This window comes from Streptomyces sulphureus DSM 40104 (assembly GCF_000381025.1).
Lineage (GTDB): Bacteria > Actinomycetota > Actinomycetes > Streptomycetales > Streptomycetaceae > Streptomyces > Streptomyces sulphureus.
The window spans coordinates 74,110-92,146 of the sequence record NZ_KB905817.1; the positions used below are offsets into that span (position 1 = coordinate 74,110).

General features: G+C 71.0%; 15 protein-coding genes. 5 read left to right on the forward strand and 10 right to left on the reverse strand.

What is annotated here, in order from left to right; genetic code table 11:
* Positions 1 to 20: 20 nt before the first annotated feature.
* Positions 21 to 1,508 (reverse strand): aldehyde dehydrogenase family protein, encoded by a 1,488-nt coding sequence (locus tag F603_RS0115700; protein WP_019546960.1) that lies wholly within the window; start codon positions 1,506 to 1,508, stop codon positions 21 to 23.
* A 699-nt stretch (positions 1,509 to 2,207) separates the two neighbouring features.
* Positions 2,208 to 3,044 carry a MurR/RpiR family transcriptional regulator gene (locus tag F603_RS0115705; RefSeq protein WP_019546961.1) on the reverse strand — a complete coding sequence of 279 codons (837 nt, stop codon included), beginning with the start codon at positions 3,042 to 3,044 and terminating at the stop codon, positions 2,208 to 2,210.
* 147 nt (positions 3,045 to 3,191) lie between these two features.
* Between F603_RS0115705 and F603_RS0115710 the strand changes: the two genes are divergently transcribed.
* Positions 3,192 to 3,635 (forward strand): hypothetical protein, encoded by a 444-nt coding sequence (locus F603_RS0115710; RefSeq protein WP_019546962.1) that lies wholly within the window; start codon positions 3,192 to 3,194, stop codon positions 3,633 to 3,635.
* Between the two features lie 355 nt (positions 3,636 to 3,990).
* Here the strand turns inward: F603_RS0115710 and F603_RS0115715 are convergent, their stop codons facing one another.
* From F603_RS0115715 to F603_RS0115735, 5 genes are all read right to left on the reverse strand, one after another.
* Entirely contained in the window at positions 3,991 to 5,154 is a 1,164-nt protein-coding gene (locus tag F603_RS0115715) for a DUF819 family protein (protein ID WP_019546963.1), read from the reverse strand.
* A gap of 398 nt (positions 5,155 to 5,552) precedes the next feature.
* Positions 5,553 to 6,077, reverse strand: a complete 525-nt coding sequence (locus F603_RS0115720) for a hypothetical protein (RefSeq protein ID WP_158678646.1) — start codon at positions 6,075 to 6,077, stop codon at positions 5,553 to 5,555.
* A gap of 92 nt (positions 6,078 to 6,169) precedes the next feature.
* On the reverse strand, positions 6,170 to 8,005 hold the full coding sequence (locus F603_RS0115725) for an alpha/beta hydrolase (RefSeq protein WP_019546965.1): 1,836 nt from the start codon (positions 8,003 to 8,005) through the stop codon (positions 6,170 to 6,172).
* The gene (locus tag F603_RS32265) at positions 8,005 to 8,484 is read right to left on the reverse strand and encodes a hypothetical protein (protein ID WP_019546966.1); all 480 of its coding nucleotides are present in this window, start codon (positions 8,482 to 8,484) and stop codon (positions 8,005 to 8,007) included. The genes F603_RS0115725 and F603_RS32265 overlap by 1 nt, the downstream gene beginning before the upstream one ends.
* A 343-nt stretch (positions 8,485 to 8,827) precedes the next feature.
* A complete protein-coding gene (locus F603_RS0115735) occupies positions 8,828 to 10,219 on the reverse strand; it encodes a cystathionine beta-synthase (protein WP_019546967.1) in 1,392 nt (463 codons plus the stop codon).
* A 432-nt stretch (positions 10,220 to 10,651) separates the two neighbouring features.
* Between F603_RS0115735 and F603_RS32270 the strand changes: the two genes are divergently transcribed.
* The 3 genes from F603_RS32270 (at position 10,652) to F603_RS0115750 (ending at position 14,588) form a co-directional block, all read left to right on the forward strand.
* Positions 10,652 to 11,809: an SGNH/GDSL hydrolase family protein gene (locus F603_RS32270; RefSeq protein ID WP_078503679.1), complete on the forward strand. Its 1,158-nt coding sequence runs from the start codon at positions 10,652 to 10,654 to the stop codon at positions 11,807 to 11,809.
* 187 nt (positions 11,810 to 11,996) lie between these two features.
* Entirely contained in the window at positions 11,997 to 13,217 is a 1,221-nt protein-coding gene (locus F603_RS0115745; protein WP_019546969.1) for an acetyl-CoA C-acetyltransferase, read from the forward strand.
* 300 nt (positions 13,218 to 13,517) lie between these two features.
* Positions 13,518 to 14,588 (forward strand): hypothetical protein, encoded by a 1,071-nt coding sequence (locus tag F603_RS0115750; RefSeq protein WP_019546970.1) that lies wholly within the window; start codon positions 13,518 to 13,520, stop codon positions 14,586 to 14,588.
* A 16-nt stretch (positions 14,589 to 14,604) separates the two neighbouring features.
* Here the strand turns inward: F603_RS0115750 and F603_RS0115755 are convergent, their stop codons facing one another.
* Positions 14,605 to 14,955: a hypothetical protein gene (locus F603_RS0115755; RefSeq protein ID WP_019546971.1), complete on the reverse strand. Its 351-nt coding sequence runs from the start codon at positions 14,953 to 14,955 to the stop codon at positions 14,605 to 14,607.
* Between the two features lie 97 nt (positions 14,956 to 15,052).
* On the opposite strand from F603_RS0115755, the gene F603_RS0115760 reads away from it, so the two are divergent.
* On the forward strand, positions 15,053 to 15,289 hold the full coding sequence (locus F603_RS0115760) for a DUF4287 domain-containing protein (RefSeq protein ID WP_019546972.1): 237 nt from the start codon (positions 15,053 to 15,055) through the stop codon (positions 15,287 to 15,289).
* 244 nt (positions 15,290 to 15,533) lie between these two features.
* On the opposite strand, the gene F603_RS0115765 is transcribed toward F603_RS0115760, so the two are convergent.
* Complete coding sequence (locus F603_RS0115765) at positions 15,534 to 16,370, reverse strand: Bax inhibitor-1/YccA family protein (RefSeq protein ID WP_019546973.1); 837 nt, start codon at positions 16,368 to 16,370, stop codon at positions 15,534 to 15,536.
* A gap of 245 nt (positions 16,371 to 16,615) precedes the next feature.
* Positions 16,616 to 17,839 (reverse strand): beta-ketoacyl-[acyl-carrier-protein] synthase family protein, encoded by a 1,224-nt coding sequence (locus F603_RS0115770; protein WP_019546974.1) that lies wholly within the window; start codon positions 17,837 to 17,839, stop codon positions 16,616 to 16,618.
* Positions 17,840 to 18,037: the final 198 nt, after the last annotated feature.

The window sequence follows — 18,037 nt, forward strand, 5'->3', positions numbered from 1 at the left end:
CTTGGCTCGGCGGTTTCCGGCTACCGCGCCCAGGGGAGCGGTGAGTCGTCGGTGCCCCAATAGAGGGCCTTCTGGCGCTGGTAGGCCCGGACGGCGTCGCGGCCCTTGTCCCTGCCGAGGCCGCTCTCCTTCATGCCGCCGAACGGCGTGGCGATGCTGAACTGCTTGTAGGTGTTGATCCACACCGTCCCCGCCTCCATCCGGCGGGCCACCCGCCACGCCCTCCGCGCGTCCCGCGTCCACAGGCCGCAGGCGAGGCCGTACACGGTGTCGTTGGCCTGGGCGACGAGATCGTCCTCGTCGTCGAAGGGGAGGGCGACGAGGACGGGCCCGAAGATCTCCTCCTGGCAGGTGCGGGCCGAGTTGGGGAGGCCGTCGAGGACGGTCGGCAGGTAGTACGCGCCGTCCTCGTACCGCGGCCCCTCCGGGACGCCGCCGCCGCAGAGCACCCTGGCCCCCTCCGAGCGCGCGAGGTCGACGTACGCGGCGACGGCGTCCCGGTGCCTGCGGTGCACGAGCGGGGCGACCTGCGTCGCGGGGTCGGTGCCCGGGCCGATCCGCAACTTCCGGGTGCGCTCGACGAGTTCGCCGAGGAACTCGTCGTAGAGCGACCGCGCGACGAAGAGCCGCGAACCGGCCACGCACGCCTGCCCGGACGAGGAGAAGATGCCGTACTCCACGCCGGCGAGGGCCTGTTCCACGTCGGCGTCGTCGAAGACGACGGTCGGCGACTTGCCGCCGAGCTCCAGCGTCACCGGCATGACCTTCTCCGCTGCCGCGTGCCCGATGGCCCGCCCGGTGCGGGTGCCGCCGGTGAACGACACCTTCCCCACCCTGGGGTGCCGCACGAGCGCGTCGCCGATGACGCGGCCGGGCCCGGGGAGGACCGAGAGCAACCCGGCCGGGAGGCCCTGCTCGGCGAGCGCGGTGGTGATCAGGCGCCCCAGCGCGAGCGAGACGAGCGGCGTCCACTCGGCGGGCTTGAGGACGACGGCGTTCCCCGCCGCGAGCGCCGGCGCGATCTTCTGCGCGTCGCTGGCGATCGGCGAGTTCCACGGGGTGACGGCGCCGACGACGCCGTAGGGCTCGTAGACGTTCAGCGTCACGTAGGCCCCGCGGGAGGGCGTCACCTCGGCCTCGGCGGTCTCGACCGCCGCGCCCATGTAGCGGAAGGTGCCCGCCGCGCTGTGCACGAGGGCGCCGGTCTCGGCGAGGGTCTTGCCCGTGTCGGCGGTCTGGAGCGCGGCGAGGTGCGCCGCGTTCTCCTCGACCAGGTCGCCGATGCGGCGGAGCAACGCGGCCCGGTGGTGCGGGAGTTGGTCGCGCCACACGGGTTCGGCCGCGGCGCGGGCGCCGCCCTCGGCGGCCTCCTCGATCTGCGCGGCGGTCGCGGCGTGGACGGTGGTGAGGACTCGGCCGTCCGACGGGTCGACCGTCTCGATCGGCGCTCCTGCTCCGCGCCGCCACTCCCCCGCGATGAGCACTTCGTCCGCGGGGAGTTGCACCATCGTTGGCCTCCTGCCGGCCGGTCGCCGGGCCGCGTGCGGCCCGTTTTCGAGCAAGTGCCAAAAATCTAAGGGCTTAGATAGTTCCCGTGCAAGCCCCCTAGGAGGAAAACTGCCGCAGCTCGCCAGTGGCGCGTCCGGGGCGGGAGCCCCGTCGTCGGGCACGCGAAACGCCTGCCGCCGGGCGGTGGCCCGTGGCCGAGGGGCTGGGACGCCCTGGGCGTGGCCCGGCGGTCCGTTCGCCGGCGGGTGGGCGGTTCGGGCGAGGAGGCGGCGCCGAGCATGCGCCCTCGTCGGCCAGTCCGGGGAGCGGAGGTCAGGCGTATCGGACGGCGCTCGGTGTCGAGCTGATCGCGGCGGCCGATCCGTTCGCGCGCAAGCGCGGCCGGTGCCGGAGTGCCGTTGCGAGGGGTGGCCCATGGAGAGGCCGGGCGCAACCCGGGCGTCGAGTCGTTGACTGTCGGACCCGGGCGCGAGAGCAGCGGTCAACCAGACCGGACCGCAACGGAGTTCGCCGCGCACCGACCTCGCCGCTCACGGCTGCCGGCAATCGACCGGAGCCGAGGCACCGCCCAACCGACGTAGCGCTCACCGCAGTTCACCTCAGGCCCGCCCGAGTGGGATCACCGAAGACGACGCGGTGCGCAGCAGTCGCGCAGAATCATCGACGACAACCGGGGGCGGCCGGCACGCGCACCCGCGTCACTCCGCGAAGAGCCCCCGCTCCGCCGCGCTCGCGTCGAACTCTTCCAACCGCGCCTGCGCGTCGGGAAGTTCGTCGCACATCGCCTCCAGCAGCACCCGGCCGAGAAGCATCGGCCCGCACGCGGTGTCGAAGGAGAGGCCCGTGCCGACGTCCGCGGGGAGCAGCAGGTCGTCCGGGTGCGCGACCGGCGCGAAGGCGCTGTCCGCGACCGTGACGATCCGCAGCCCCGCGCTCCGTGCGTGCTCCAACGCGCCCACCACCTCCACCGGATGGCGCGGCAGCGCGAAGCACAGCAGCGCCTCGGCACCGGCCCGGACGCTCGCGTCGAGCCGGTCGCGGAGCATCGAGCCGCCCTCGGTGAGCGGGCGGACGTCGGGGTGGACCTTGGCCGCGAAGTACGAGAAGCCGCTCGCCTGCGCGGCGGCGGCACGCAGCCCGAGCACGGGCAGCGGCCGTGAACCGGCGAGGAGCCGCGCCGCACGCACCACGGGCGCCGGCTCCGCGAGGAGTGCGGCGAGACGGCGGAGGTTGGCGATCTCGGCCTGCACCGCCTGCTGGTACTCGCCGAGCGGAGCCCCCTCGTCCGTCTCGGCCCCGTCCGGCGCCGACTCGCGGAGGTACCGGCGGAGCGCCGGGTAGCCGTCGAAGCCTAGCGCCACGGCGAAGCGGGTCACCGACGGCTGGCTGACACCGGCGAGTTCGGCGAGCTCGACGCTGGAGAGGAACGGCGCCTCGGCCGCGCGCCGCACCAGGCTGTGCGCGATGCGGCGCTGCGTCGGGGTCAGCCTGCGCCCCTCGAAGAGCCGCTGAAGCCGCGCACTGGGGCTCGCCATCCCGTCTCTCCTCCCGTGCCTCGGCGGCCCGCGCCGCAGGCCCGTTCCGCCGACTCTACGGGCGCCGGCGCGCGCCGTCTCCAGCCAGCCCCGATCCGGGGGCTAGCCCCACTGCGCCCCCGGGGCCGGCGCCGTACCGTACCCGGCATGAACGCTGGCGATTCCGACCTGAAGCGCGACATCGACGCCGCCATCGGGACCCGCAAGGAACTGGGCCCCGAGTACGAGACGGCCCTCGTCGAGTCCTTCCTGGAAAAGATGGAGGAGCGGTTCGACTCCGTCGTCGACAAGCGCGTGCGGCGGCAGTTGGCCGAGCAACAGATGGTCGTCGCACGCGGGGACACGCGCCCGCGCCGCACCCAGCAGCACTCCTCCGGGCTCCCCGACGGCCTCGGCGCACGGCTCGGCCTCGCCGTCGTCTCCCTCGTCCTCGCCGTACCGCTCTCCGCGATCGCGGTGGCCAACGCGGGGCTCGCCGGGCTCCTCACCTGCTGGGGCGGCATCGTCGCCGTCAACGCGGTACAGGCGAGCCGCTCGTGGTTCCCACCACCGAAGGACCGACGCAAGGACCTTGGCGACGACGGCAGTTGAATCTTCGCCGGCGGAACGTCCCGCGGAGCCCGGCGGTCGACGTGACAAGGCGGGGACCGCCGCACCCCGGTACGCGTACCAGGGGCGGGACGACGACGGCCCCCGCCGGACGCGCACCGGGTCAGGACCGGCCGCGCCTGGGCGTCGGTGGAGGTCCGGGAGCCGCTCCGGAGGTCCGCTGACGCCGATGGACTCCACTCTGGGGTATGCGTGTTAACCGGGGTTTTCGGCGTGGTGACAGTTGGATCGAGACCTGGCGCCCCGGCGCGGCGGACGCCGTCCCGCCGGCTGCGAGGGTCCCTAGCGCAGGGCCCCGTGCTGCTCGCGAGCTGTAGGGCGTGCGGTGTCCTCCCCGTCAGAGCGCCGACAGGATCTGGACGGTCGTCAGCCCGGTGAACGTACCGATGAAGGAACCGATGAGGGCGAACAGCACCCCGACCGGCACCAGTTGACGGTTGAACGCACTGGCCACCACGGGGGCCGAGGCGATGCCACCGACGTTGGCGGTACTGGCCACGGCCAGGCTGAACAGCTCGACGCGGGCGAGCCTCGCGTACACCGCCAGGATGCCGAGGTGCACCAGCAGAACCACCGCACCCGCCGCCAGATAGAGCGGCGCCTCGGCGAGCGAACTGAAGTCGGACTCGGAGGCGATGATGCCGACGATGACGTACAGCATCACCACTGCGAGCTCGGAGGAGCCGGCGGTCCTGCCGAGCGGCGTGGAGGCGATGACCAGCCCGAGCACGCTGACGAAGAGGATCGCCCAAGTGGTGCTGTTGACGACCGCCCCGAGTTCGGGCAGTTGGCCGCCGAGCCAGGTGGCCAGGGCGGAGACGAAGAGGCTGCCACCGATCAGAGCCATGAGCGACGCCAGGTCGATCGGGGCCTTCTGCGCCCCGTCCTTCTCCGCGTCGGCACCGGTCCGGGCGTCGAGGTAGGTGGTGTCGGCCCGCGTCCAGCGGTTGAAGCGATCGGAGAAGCTGACGGAGCCGAACATCAGCAGCAGCCACAGCGAGTACAGCACGGTGTCCACGATGAGCACGTAGCCGAAGATGCGTTCCGGCGCGTGCACGATCCCCTGCACCGCCACCATGTTCGCGGACCCGCCCGTCCACGACCCGGCGAGCGCGCCCAGCGCCTTGTGCGCCTCGGGGTGCAGCCAGACCTGGAAGATCAGGTAGGTGACGACGAACCCGACGACGATGCCGAGCGACGCGACGAAGAACGTCAGCAGCAACTTGGGGCCCAGCTTGATGATCTGCCGCAGGTCGCACTGGAAGAGGAGCAGCAGGATCATCGCCGGCAGAAGGGCGTCCTGGACGGCGGTGCCGGTCGCCTCCACCGACTCGGAGTCGCCGAAGACGCCGACGGTGTTCAGCAGCGCCGCGCCCAGGTACAGCAGCACGAAGCCCGGTACGTACCTGAAGACGCGGTAGCTGCGCCGCTGCGTCAGATAGACGATGCACGCGGCCAGGGCCAGCAGAACGCCGAGGTAGAGAAAACCGTCGGTGATCATATGCGCGTCGCCGCGACCGGGGCGGTTCTGGCTGCGTCCGGAGTGTGCGAAGTCAGGTAAATCATCGGAGCATTGTGCACGCCTTGATCGCCTGTGTCAGCGGTCGCGCGGGTCGCCTCCGCCTCGACACAGCAGCCCAGGGCCGCCGGCCGGCACGGACGCCTCCGCCGTCACCACGCCATCCGGAAGCGGCCTTGAACCAGCCTCGCGGACGGGGCCGTTCGTCTCGTCGGACGGCTCCCGCGCCTCGGGGCGTGGATCAGCACCGTTGCGTCCACGGGCGCTAGTAGCAGCTGCCGGTCGGCATCACCGCCGAGGAACGGTCCGGCGGCGGCATCCCCTCCTCACACCCCGCTGCCGGCTCCTGAGTCCCCCAGAGGTAGAGCGCACGACCGCGGTCAGCGAGGAGGAAAGTCCGTTCCCTTCGGTGCGCGATAGCACCGCGAATCGACATCGACGCTGATGAGTTCCGAGACTTTCCCGGTGAGACCTCTTCGCCACTGGACGGTGAGGAAGTGATGCGTCCTCGGTTCGACGGCGACGATTTCGGGGTCCCCCGCTTTACTGTTCATCTTGCCGTCCTTGGTGATCTTCCAGCCATGTCGGGGCAGCCTTTCCCGTAGGTTCTGCATCGCTTGTGCAAGGCTCCCCTCTTCAACATTGTGCACACTCCACGGATGGTTGACCACAAAGTACTTGGTGTAATCCGGGTCCACCGCCTCACAGGAACCGGCGGCCGCCTCCATATCAGTCACCTTGCTCTTCAGGTCCATCCAACCCCGCACCCGGTCGGAGATTCGGTTCACCTCCTCCTCGGCGGACAGCGGGTTCCGCACCTCGGGCCGATACCCAAGCCTCGACTCGGCATCGGACTGCTCGTCTTCCGACCCCTTGCCCTTTCCTGTGACCCCGCTGTCCGACACCGAGCATCCCACCACTCCGACCAGTAGAAACCCCGCCACCACAGCACTCGTTCCCAAAAGGGGAAACAGGCGCCTTCGCTGTTTTCTCATGGTCAATCCAGTTCCACTTGCTCACCTTGGCCTACCACAACGCTCGCCATGTTCAAAAGGCTCGTCGACGGCTTGTTTCCCTCCTCGTCCCAGAAACCGCCGTGCCCCGAGAACCCGCGGTACTCGCCATAGTCCATGACGTTCGCACCGAACCCATCGTCCGTGGGAATCATGGAATCTTCACCGAGCCCCATCATCCGACCGCCATGCCGTACTATCGCGTCGTCCCAGGTCCAATCTGCGCCCAGCGCCCATACGTGGTCGGCCCCGACGCCAAGGTCGCGGGCGTGCTCCACTTGCATTCCCGGACTGCCCTCCACCATCACGTCGTCGGCCGGAAGCTCGTGGTGCTTGGCGGCTTCGCCGACGACGGTGCTGCCGTAGCTGTGCCCGGAAACAGTGGTGTGGCTGGAGTGGGGCCCTCCCTGTGCCGCCTCGGTACCTTCAAGAAAGCGTTGAAGCCTCGGCCCACCGTCTTCGGCCCAACCGCTCTGAGTGGCCTGGGGAATGCTGTCGGGAGCGTCGTAGTCGAACCAGGTTATCGTGGAGACGGATTCCCCGGGCGCCAGTCTGGCGCTGTTGCGCCATAGCTTGTCATTCTGATCGAGGTTTCCGTCTATCCCGCCGAGGCTCGTTCCCGTCCCCGGAACGTGAACGGCAGTGTGCGCCGCCCCGTCCGGGTCACCATTGGCGAGGATTATTTTCCCGTCACCTTCGCCCTTCGGGGCGAAGCCCAACAGACACGCTTCGGGCAGTCCTCTGTCACCAGTGCGGTCGAAGCGGTCCTGCACTGCTTCGATGCCGTTCAGAGTGGAATCAAGGTGCTTCTTACGCTCACCGTACTCAGCGTTCCAGGCTATCCACTCCTTGCTCGGGACTTTCACTTTCCCTTCATAAGTGTTGATCCAGGTGTACTTCTTCGGCTCCGCTGGCATGGCGGCTCGCTCCAGCTCGTAACCGGCCTTCGTCTCGGTCATCACCGTTCGGTTGGCCTCGTCACGAGCGTCGGCCGGAAGGCCGTCCATGGCGCCGATGCTGGCGGGGTGGAGGGAGATGTAGTCGTCTTGCTCGTCCTCGGAAAGGTTTTTCCACCAGCGGGCGTTCGCAGCGGGAGAACGGTCCTCGGGCGGCTTCAGGTAGTCGCCGGCGCCCTTCCTGATGCCGCGCATGTCGTCCCGGACACCGAGCCAGTCCTTACGCGAGACGTGCAGATCGTCGTCGGCCTTGAGACCGCGGAGCTTGCGCGCCCACTTTTCGTCGGCTTCCGTCGCCTCCTGCAGCGCTTCCGCGATGCGGTCGGCGATGTCAACTGCCGCGCCATAGTGCGGGTTGGGGCTGGCATTGTCGGCCTGTCTTCTGATCGCGTCCGCAGCCGAATCGGCGTCGGTCGCCGGATCAATGAGACGGCCGCTCGGTGCGCCCCGAGAATTCCCGGTGACCGTACCTCCGTCGGGCTGTTTACCGTCGACCTTCTCACCCGCCGCAGGGTAGGTGACGGAACCGTCCAGGTGGACTGTGAACCCGGCGGTTTCGGCTTCCTCCTGCGCAGTGTCGAACTTCTTCTTGGCGGCTCGCAGTTCGGCGGTCAGGGCGTTGAGTGCGGCGTGTGCGAGCCCGCACTCCGTCTGCATGTAGTGGAAGTTCGCAGTAAGGCCCCGCAGCGATGTGGCCGCGGCGGTGGCCGCTTCGCCCCGCAGGTCCGCGTCCATCTTCGGCACGATGCCTTCACCGACCCGGCTCTTCGCCTCGTCGGCCATGCTGCGCACCGAGTGGTATCCGTCACCGGCCTGACTGAACTGTTCCGGATCGAGCTCACGCATCGTTGCGACATCGACCATCAGGACTCACCGGCCTCTTGACCGGGCGCCGCTTTTGTCCTGGCATCGCCGTCATCGGGAACGTCGACGGTGGTGTCCGTGCGGCGGAAGGAGCTCGCTTTGGCGGCGTCGTTCGTATGGTGCTGCTCGTCCGCAGTGCTGAGCTTCCCGGCGAGTTCGCCGCAGCGACGGTCGACCGCGTCGACATAGGCCTCCCAGGTCCTGTAGAGCTCACGCTGAGCCGCGGCGCTCTGCAGACCGCCGACCGCGCCCTTGGGACCGGCGCCGCGCTGACTCGTTTCGAGCTCACCGAGTGCCTTTTTGACCCCCTTCCGAAGGCCACGCACAGCCTTACTCGCAGCGGCCCACCCACTCTGCGAGGACTTCACGTCCGGCGCGGCTCCACTCCCCCCACCACCTTCCGAGCCGGCATTGGCCAGCTGCAACCGTTGGGTGGCACGGTCCTTGAGGTCGACCCACTCGTCATCGAAGGTTGACATGCGTTCCCGATTCTCTTCGCCCTCTGTCCCGGAGAGAACGGAGTCGGCGTCGGCACGCCGGACTGCCGTCACCCTCGGCAGTACGCCTCGTGACCTGAAAGCCCAACTACACTGGCACCAAGGAAATTTGCTGAGAATATCGCCGGGCGCGGAGACCCGACAAGAGCCGACGGCATGCATGAGCCCGGTACGCTGCCCTTCTCCGCTCAGCGGCGGAAAGAGTGCCGAGGAACTCGCAAGCGGTGAGAGGGGGATGCCCTCTGACGAGCCGACATGCGGGCCGGTACCCCACACCGCGGTCGGTCTCGGAGGAAACGGCCCCGCCTCCCGACGGGGCCTCCCCTCAGCCCGTGACCGTCTCCCCCGCAAGGAACGCCAGCAGGTCCTGGCGGCTCACCACGCCGACGGGCTTGCCGCCGTCGAGGACGACGGCGGCGTCGGCGCGCTCCAGGACCGTCATCAGTTCGGCGACCGCCTCGCCCGAGCCGACGTGCGGCAGGGGGGCGCTCATGTGCTTCTCCAGGCGGTCGTCGAGGGACGCCCGCTGGGCGAACAGGCCGTCGAGGAGCTCGCGTTCGACGACGGAGCCGATCACCTCGGCCGCCATCACGTCGGGGTGTCCGGCGCCGGGCTTGACCACCGGCATCTGCGAGACGCCGTACTCGCGCAGCACCTCGATGGCCTCGCCGACCGTCTCGTCGGGGTGCATGTGGACGAGCGAGGGCATCGGTCCCTCCTTGTGGCGGAGCACGTCGCCGACGCGGGCCGCGTGCTGGCCGCCGTCGAGGAAGCCGTAGTCGTTCATCCACTCGTCGTTGAAGATCTTGCTCAGGTAGCCGCGCCCGCCGTCGGGGAGGAGCACCACCACCACGTCGTCGGGGCCGAGGCCGCGTGCCACCTCCAGCGCGCCCATGACGGCCATCCCGCAGGAGCCGCCGACGAGGAGGCCCTCCTCCTTGGCGAGGCGGCGGGTCATCTGGAAGGAGTCCCGGTCCGAGACGGCGACGATGTCGTCGCAGACCTTGCGGTCGTAGGTGTCGGGCCAGAAGTCCTCGCCGACGCCCTCGACGAGGTAGGGGCGTCCCGATCCGCCGGAGTAGACGGAGCCTTCGGGGTCGGCGCCGACGATCCGCACCGCGCCCTCGCTCGCCTCCTTGAGGTACCGGCCGGTCCCGCTGATCGTCCCGCCGGTGCCGATGCCGGCGACGAAGTGGGTGATCCGCCCCTCGGTCTGCTTCCACACCTCGGGGCCCGTCGTCTCGTAGTGGGAGCGGGGGTTGTCCGGGTTGCTGTACTGGTCGGGCTTCCAGGCGCCGGGCGTCTCGCGGACCAGGCGGTCGGAGACGTTGTAGTAGGAGTCCGGGTGGCTGGGGTCGACCGCCGTCGGGCAGACGACCACCTCGGCACCGTAGGCGCGGAGCACGTTGATCTTGTCGGTCGAGACCTTGTCGGGGCAGACGAAGAGGCACCTGTACCCCTTGCGTTGGGCGACGATCGCCAGGCCGACCCCGGTGTTCCCCGAGGTCGGCTCGACGATCGTGCCGCCCGGCTGCAACTTCCCCGATGCCTCCGCCTCCTCGATCATCCGGACCGCGATGCGGTCCTTGACCGACCCTCCGGGGTTGAAGTACTCGATCTTGGCGAGGACGGTCGCCTCGATCCCTTCCGTGACTGAGTTCAGCTTGAGCAGCGGGGTGTTGCCGACAAGCTCGATCATCGAGTCGTGATACTGCACCGTGGTCTCCGTGCGTCTCGGGGCGGCACCGTCGCTCGCCCGTGGCGACACCGTATGAGAGGTGTTCGCTCCTTGGGTACTCGGCGCCGATCTTCTACGCCCGGCACACAGCGGAGCCCGGACGCCGCACGCGCACGCCGGCGCACCCGGACGCCGGGGGCACCGCGCCGGGAGACGGGGCTTTCGCACGGATGTCCGGCGGATGCGGCGCACGGTCGAGCGGAGGTGACGCACGGGGCGAGCAACACGCGCACGGCTGAAGGGCGTTGCAGGATCGGCCTCACGGGGCAACACAGTCAGTGAGGGGCACGCGCGGAGCACCGCGCCCCCGCCCCGCAACCCAGGCTCCCCCACGAGAGCCGCGCCCGGGCTCCCTCACACGAGAGAGTCGACCCCACACGCACACGCGGGAGGCGGACCAGCAAAATGCCGATGTCGAAGGCGGCGAGTGCCAGAGTGGCCCGGCGGATCGCAACCGCCGCTGCCTACGGAAGCGGCGGCCTCGGGCTGCTCGGAGGAGCCGCCGTGGGCCTGCTCTTCACCGAGGTGCAGCTCGCCAAACGAAAGGTCGGCGGCACCGTCGGTGAACCACCACCGTCCGACGGACGGTACGGAGCCGCCTTCACCGAACGCTCAACGCCCTTGCAGCCGCTGCAACTTGCCTTCCTCGGCGACTCGACGGCCGCGGGCCTCGGCGTCCACCACGCACGGCACACGCCCGGTGGGCGGCTCGCCTCGGCGCTCGCCGCCGTCGCGGAGCGCCCCGTCGAGCTCCAGAACGTCGCGCTCTCCGGCGCCCAGTCCGACGACCTCGAACGGCAGGTCACCATGGTGCTCGGCGCCCGCGAGGCAGGCGGCGCGCCCGACGTGTGCGTCGTCATCATCGGCGCCAACGACGTCACCCACCGGATGCCGCCCGCCCGTTCGGTGCGGCACCTCTCCGACGCGGTGGCAAGACTCCGCACCGCCGGGTGCGAAGTGATCGTCGGCACCTGCCCCGACCTCGGCACCATCGAGCCGGTCGGACAGCCGCTGCGCTGGATCGCGCGGCGGCTGTCGCGTCAGTTGGCGGCGGCGCAGACGATCGCGGTCGTCGAGGAGGGCGGCCGCACCGTCTCGCTGAGCGACCTGCTCGGCCCGGAGTTCGCCGCCAACCCCGACGAGCTCTTCGGCCCCGACAACTACCATCCCTCGACGGAGGGTTACGCCACCGCGGCCATGGCGGTGCTCCCGACGCTCTGCGCCGCGCTCGGCCTCTGGCCGACGGAGGACGAGCACCCGGTCGCGTCCCGGCGCGAGGGCATCCTGCCCGTCGCGCGTGCTGCGGCCGAGGCGGCGGCCGAAGGCGGCACGGAGGTCGCCGGCGTGCGCGGACCCTGGGCGCTCCTCAAGCACAGGCGGCGTCGGCGGCTGCCCCCGCCGGAGGACGTCGGCGTGGAGCACACCCGCGCGCCGGAGGCCGCCGAGCCTCCCGCGCGCGGCGGGACCCCTGCCTCGCGCCGCACCCCCGGCGAGTCCAGAGCGACCGGAACCCCGGAGCGGACGGAGGAGCTGGGGGACGCCAACTCCCGCTCGGGCGGCACGGGTTGACGCTCCGCACCGGACGTCCGGTCGGCCGCGCGCCGGCCGCCCCGAGCGCCCGCTACCCACAGAGCGCTTGCTCAGAAAGAGGCGGGCATCACACGCCTCCGGCCGTGACCGGCACGCTACGTACGGGTAGCTTCCCGCTTGAGACCGCCGTCCCCGCGCGCCGAACCGCGTACCCACAGGAGCCGTGATGCCCGAAGCCGTCATCGTGTCCGCCGCCCGCTCGCCGATCGGCCGGGCCTTCAAGGGGTCGCTGAAGGACGTGCGCCCCGACGACCTCACCGCGGAGATCGTCCGCACCGCGCTCGCCAAGGTCCCCGAACTCGACCCGCGGCAGATCGACGACCTGATGCTCGGCTGCGGCCTTCCCGGCGGCGAGCAGGGGCACAACCTCGGCCGCGTCGTCGCCGTCCAGCTCGGCATGGACCACCTGCCCGGGTGCACGATCACCCGCTACTGCTCCTCCTCGCTCCAGACGAGCCGCATGGCGATGCACGCGATCAAGGCGGGCGAGGGCGACGTCTTTGTCTCGGCCGGCGTCGAGACCGTCTCGCGGCAGGTCAACGGCAGCTCCGACGGGATGCCCGGCACCCATAACCCGCTCTTCGCCGAGGCCGAGGCCCGCACCGCGGCCGTCGCCGAGCAGGGCGCGGAGAGCTGGACGGACCCGCGCGAGGACGGCAAGGTCCCCGACGTCTACCTCGCGATGGGCCAGACCGCGGAGAACCTCGCCCGGCACAAGGGCGTCAGTCGCCGGGAGATGGACGAGTTCGGCGTCCGCTCGCAGAACCTCGCGGAGAAGGCGCTCGCCGACGGCTTCTGGGAGCGCGAGATCACCCCGGTCACCACCCCGGACGGCACGGTGGTGAGCAAGGACGACGGGCCCCGCGCCGGGGTCACGCTGGAAGGGGTCGAGGGCCTGAAGCCGGTCTTCCGTCCCGACGGCCGCGTTACGGCGGGCAACTGCTGCCCGCTCAACGACGGCGCGGCGGCGCTGGTGATCATGTCGGACACCAAGGCACGCGAGTTGGGGCTCACGCCGCTCGCGCGGATCGTCTCCACGGGCGTCTCGGGGCTCTCCCCCGAGATCATGGGCTACGGTCCCGTCGAGGCGAGCAGGCAGGCGCTCTCCCGCGCCGGGATGTCGGTCTCCGACATCGACCTGGTGGAGATCAACGAGGCGTTCGCGGCGCAGGTGATCCCCTCCTACCAGGACCTCGGCATCGACCTCGACAAGCTCAACGTCAACGGTGGCGCCATCGCCGTCGGCCATCCCTTCGGCATGACGGGCGCACGGATCACGACGACGCTCCTCAACTCCCTCCAGTGGCACGACAAGCAGTTCGGCCTGGAGACGATGTGCGTCGGCGGTGGCCAGGGCATGGCGATGGTGCTGGAGCGCCTTGGCTGAACGGCTCGGGCACCGGAGGCTTCGGTGCCGCGTCACCGCGCCCGCCCGCCGTCCCGCGGGCGGGCGCGGTGTGTGTCCACGGCGTCACGCGGCGATACTCGGGCGAGACCGAAGCGGCCCCAGGATGTGACATATCCCCGAAGCGCCCCGTGTTTCACCAGGTCACAGCGGTGCCCCTGGCACGGCCGACAACCGCCACCTGTCCCTTTGGCTCCGGTTTGCTCTACGGTCGAAGAGCTTTGAGGAGACAGCTTGTTGTAGGAATTCAGGGGGAGTAGGACCGGAACCGGGAGTACGTCAGTGAGCGCCATATCCCTCAGCCTGCTGTGCGCCGCGGCTGGAGCCACGGCCCTGGGCTGTGCCACCGTCTACACGGCCTACGCGGTCCGCGACCTGCGCCGGCAGGTGGCGTCGCTCCACACCCGCCTCGACGAGGCGCTGCGGACCGAGCCCTCCGTACCGGAGGCCCGCGACGGCCATGCACACCAGATCCGCGCCGCCGTCAGCGAGGCCCTCGCCCAGGAGCGGGAACGCGAGCTCGCCGAGGCCCGTGCCTTCTGGGCCGCGCGCGAGGCCCGCTGCGTCGACGAGGGGGAGACCCTCGAAGGCCACGGCACCGAGTACGTCGTCGCACCCGGCGTTCCCGAGTACGACGGCCTGCGGGACGACGAAGAGCCGTTCGACGGCGAGCTGTTCATCCCCCGCCAGTCGGGCCCCGAGGGTCCGTGCCCCGCCGACGACCTCCCGTCCCTCGACGGCCTCTGGTCCCCGCTCCCCGACGAAGACGCCCGTGCCGACGGGACCACCGTCTTCGGCGCCTCGGAGCCCCTGCCGTCCGAGGAGGCCGCAGCCCCCCGCGACGACGCCGGCGCGCAGACCCCGTCGGAGCCCGACGAGCAGTCCGCGGCCGACCCGGCGCTCGCCTCGGCGGAGTCCGAGGAAGCCCTCGATGCGGAGCCGCCCGAGCTCGCCGCGGCCCGCCGCAGGCACCCGTCCAACCGCGACTACGACCTGCGCGGCGACGCCGTGCGCGCGGAGCCGGCGCCGCACGCGCCCGCGCCAGCCGTCGGGGAGCACCAGCGGACCGTCGAGCGGCTCGCCGAACTCGCCTGCGCCCGGACGCCGTTGACCGACGTGCGCCCGGGGCCGCTGGGCACCCTCGACGTCTACGTCTTCGAGGACGGCACGACGGTCTGCCTCTCGCCCGGCCACCGCGAGACGAGCGAGCGTCTCGCCGCGGCGCTGGACCGCGGCGAGGAGCCGTACCTGCTCGGCGGCTCCAGCATCTCCGGCGCCTACGCGCTCACCTTCGCCTTCGGCGAGGACGGGACCGCGTATCTGCTCGCCGACCGCGTCATCGCCTCCCTCTGAGCCCCAGCCCCGCCGCTCAACGCACCCGCTGCGCCGCCTCCTCGACGAGCCGCAGCGCTTCGTCCAGCTCCCGCTCCCGCTCGGCGGGGGGCGCATGCCCCATGCCCGGGGCGTGCGCGGCGGCGAGCGCGACCACCAAGTCGGCGCCAGCGACGGCGAGTTGGTCGCCGACGGGGAAGACACCGGCGTCCGGCATGCGCGCGGGCTCGGCACCGGGGAACTCGATCCGCTGCGCACGCAGCGCCAACTCCTCCGCCAGCGCCCGGCCTTCGGCAGCGGCCCCCCGCTCCAGTCTGCTCTGCGGCATGGCGCGCAGCCGGTCGGCGAGGCGCTCCACGGCGGTGGTCAGTTCAGCGGTGTCGAACACGGCTCAAGCGTACGAGGGACTCGCGGACTGTTGCCAACGTCTCCGGGCTCAGGCAACGTGTCCGCAAGGACTCACCGGAAAGCGTCCGGAGGCGCCGATGTCCCAGATCATCTCCGAAGAGACCCACCAGAACCTCCTCTCCCGCATCCCCCACTGCACCGGCCGCGAGGTCTCGGAGTGGCTCCGCACCGTCGACGAAGGCCCCGCCCTCTTCCGCTTCGAGGAGAAGGTGAGTTGGCTCCGCGGTGAGCATAACCTCGCCTACGGGCATGCAAAAGCGATCATCCACGAACACGACCTGCGCCGCGCCGCACGCAACCTCCGACTGACCTGAGACGGGCCGCCGGCGCCGAGCCGGCCGGAGCAGGCGCTCCACGGGCCGGCAACGGAAGCCGAGCGCACAACAAGCCCCCGAGGCATCGCCTCGGGGGCTCTTCCGTGCTCGCGATGCACACGTCGTCGCCGCCGTTCCCCTGCGGAGGGGAACGGCGGCGACGTCGTATGCATCGCAACAACGCGGACGGTCCCAAGGTCCGCCGTGTCGCCCGCCGTCCCCGGCGGTGCGGCACGGCGGCCGGTCAGTCGCCGCCTTGGAGGATCGCGATCAGGCGGAGGAACTCCATGTAGATCCAGACGAGGGTCATCGTCAGACCGAAGGCCGCCAGCCAGGACTCCTCACGCGGAGCGCCGTACGCGACGCCGTCCTCGACCTGCTTGAAGTCGAGCGCGAGGAAGAGCGCGCCGAGGCAGATGCCGATGATCCCGAAGAGGATGCCGAGGCCGCCGCTGCGGAAGCCGAGCCCGTCACCGCCGCCGAAGACGGCGAAGAGCAGGTTCACGCCCATCAGGAGCACGAAGCCGATCGCTGCCGCCATGACGAAGCGGTAGAAGCGCTGCGTGACGCGGATGATGCGCGTCTTGTACATGATGAGCACGGCGGTGAAGACCGCCATGGTGCCCAACACCGCCTGCATCGCGGCGCCGTTGGCGATCTGGCTGTCGATGAAGCTGCTGATCGCACCGAGGAAGAGGCCCTCGAACGCGGCGTAGGCCAGAATCAGCGGGGGCGACGCCTTGCGCTTGAACGCCTGGACGAAGCCGAGGACCATCGCCACGAGCCCGGCGCCGATGGCGAGGCCGAGGGAGAGGTCCGTGATCCAGGCGACGGCCGCCATCACGACGACGAGGCCGACGGTGATACCCGTCCGCGTCACGACGTCGTCGATGGTCATGCGGCCGGTCTGCTGCGGGGCCTGCGGGACGCCGTACGGCTGGCCTGCGGTCTGCGGCTGGGCGTAGGGGTTGTTCGCGTACGGGTTGCCGGGGACGGGCTGCTGCTGCGCGCCCTGGAATCCGGCGTAGCCGTTTTCGCGGCTGAACCCCCGTCGCGAGAAGACCGGGTTGCTGCTCCTCATCTCACTCCTCCATGGCCGTACCGCACGGCCTTGCGTCCAGCGTAATGCGTTGGCAAAAACAGCACGCTACTGCAGAGTCAAGAACGAAGAAAAGGGACGCGATGGTTCCCCGCGTGCCAATGCTCCTCCGGGCCCGGGATCTTCCGGACAGATCGCCGCGGTGATTCCCGTCACGCGGGGGCCCTTGCCGCCCGGGTCGCTCCGTCGTGTCCCTCGTCCGGCGGCCGCGCACATGGACGCATCTGTCAGGCGCGGGCGAGGACGAGGGCGGCGTTCTGCCCGCCGAAGCCGAAGGAGTTGCTCAGTGCGACCTCCACGCGCTGCTCCCTCGCGACCTTGGTCACGAGGTCGATCTCCAGCTCCGGGTCGGCCGCGTCCACGTTGGCCGTCGGGGGGACGAGGCCGTACTGGAGGGTGAGGACCGTGAGGGCGGCTTCGACGGCGCCGGCCGCGCCGAGCGGGTGTCCGAGCGAGCCCTTCGCCGAGGTCGTGCTCGGCAGTTGGGGGAAGACGCGGGCGAGCAGCGCCGCCTCGGTGGCGTCACCGACGGGGGTGGAGGTGCCGTGCGCATTGACGTGGTCGACGTCGGCCGCGGTGACGCCGGCCGAGGCGAGGGCCTCGCGCACCGCCGCCTCGGCCACGCGGCCCTCGGGGCTCGGGGTCGTCGGATGGTGCGCGTCGGTGCTCGTGCCTGCGCCCGCAAGAAGAGCGCGCGGGGCCGCGCCGCGGGCGCGGGCGTGCTCCAGGCGCTCCAGCACGAGGACGCCCGCGCCCTCGCCGAGCACGAAGCCGTCCCGGTCGGCGGCGAACGGGCGGGAGGCGGCGGCCGGTTCGGAGGTGCGGCGGGAGAGCGCGCCGACGCGTTGGAACCCGGCGGCGACGAGCGGCGTGACGGCCGCCTCGGCCCCGCCCGCGAGGACGACGTCGCAGGCATCGGCGAGGAGCCACTCGCGTGCCGTGGCGAGAGCCGTGCCCCCCGAGGCGCACGCCGTGCAGACGGCCATGCTCGGGCCGCGTGCGTCGAGCGCCATCGCCACTTCGCCCGACGGCATGTTCGGCATCACCATCGGCAGCAGCGCGGCGCTCACCGCGCGCGGCCCGTCGCTGAGGAACTTGCGGTGCTGCGCTTCCCAGGTCTGCGCGCCGCCGAGGCTGGTGCCGAGGACGACGCCGACGCGCGTCGCGTCCCAACCTCCCGGTTCCAGACCGGCGTCGGCGGCTGCCGCCTCGGCCGCCGAGATCGCGAGCTGACTGCTTCGGTCGAGGCGCCAGCGCTTGCGGCGGCCGTAACCCGTTGTGAGGGGAAGGTCCGGGACACGGGAGCTGAAGCCGGCGGGCAGCTCGGCGAGGAGCGGGTCGGTGACCGCCGTCTGCTCCCCGGCGCAGACGCCGCGCCAGGTCTCCTCCACGTCGATGCCCGCGGGGCTGAGCACACCCAGGCCCGTCACCGCGACCGCGCCGGCCGTCATCCGCGCACCCCTGCGCGGACCCGCCCGACGCGCTCCGCGCTCGAGACCGCGGGAGAACCTTCTTCCGTGCTCAATCGACCCAACTCCTCGACGGACTACGCCTGTACCCGGCGCTGCACCGTGCCGGAACTCCCCATCCTGGTAGCGGTGCGTGAGCAGCCACAAACCGAGAGCGAGCAATTCACCCGTACGCGTAAG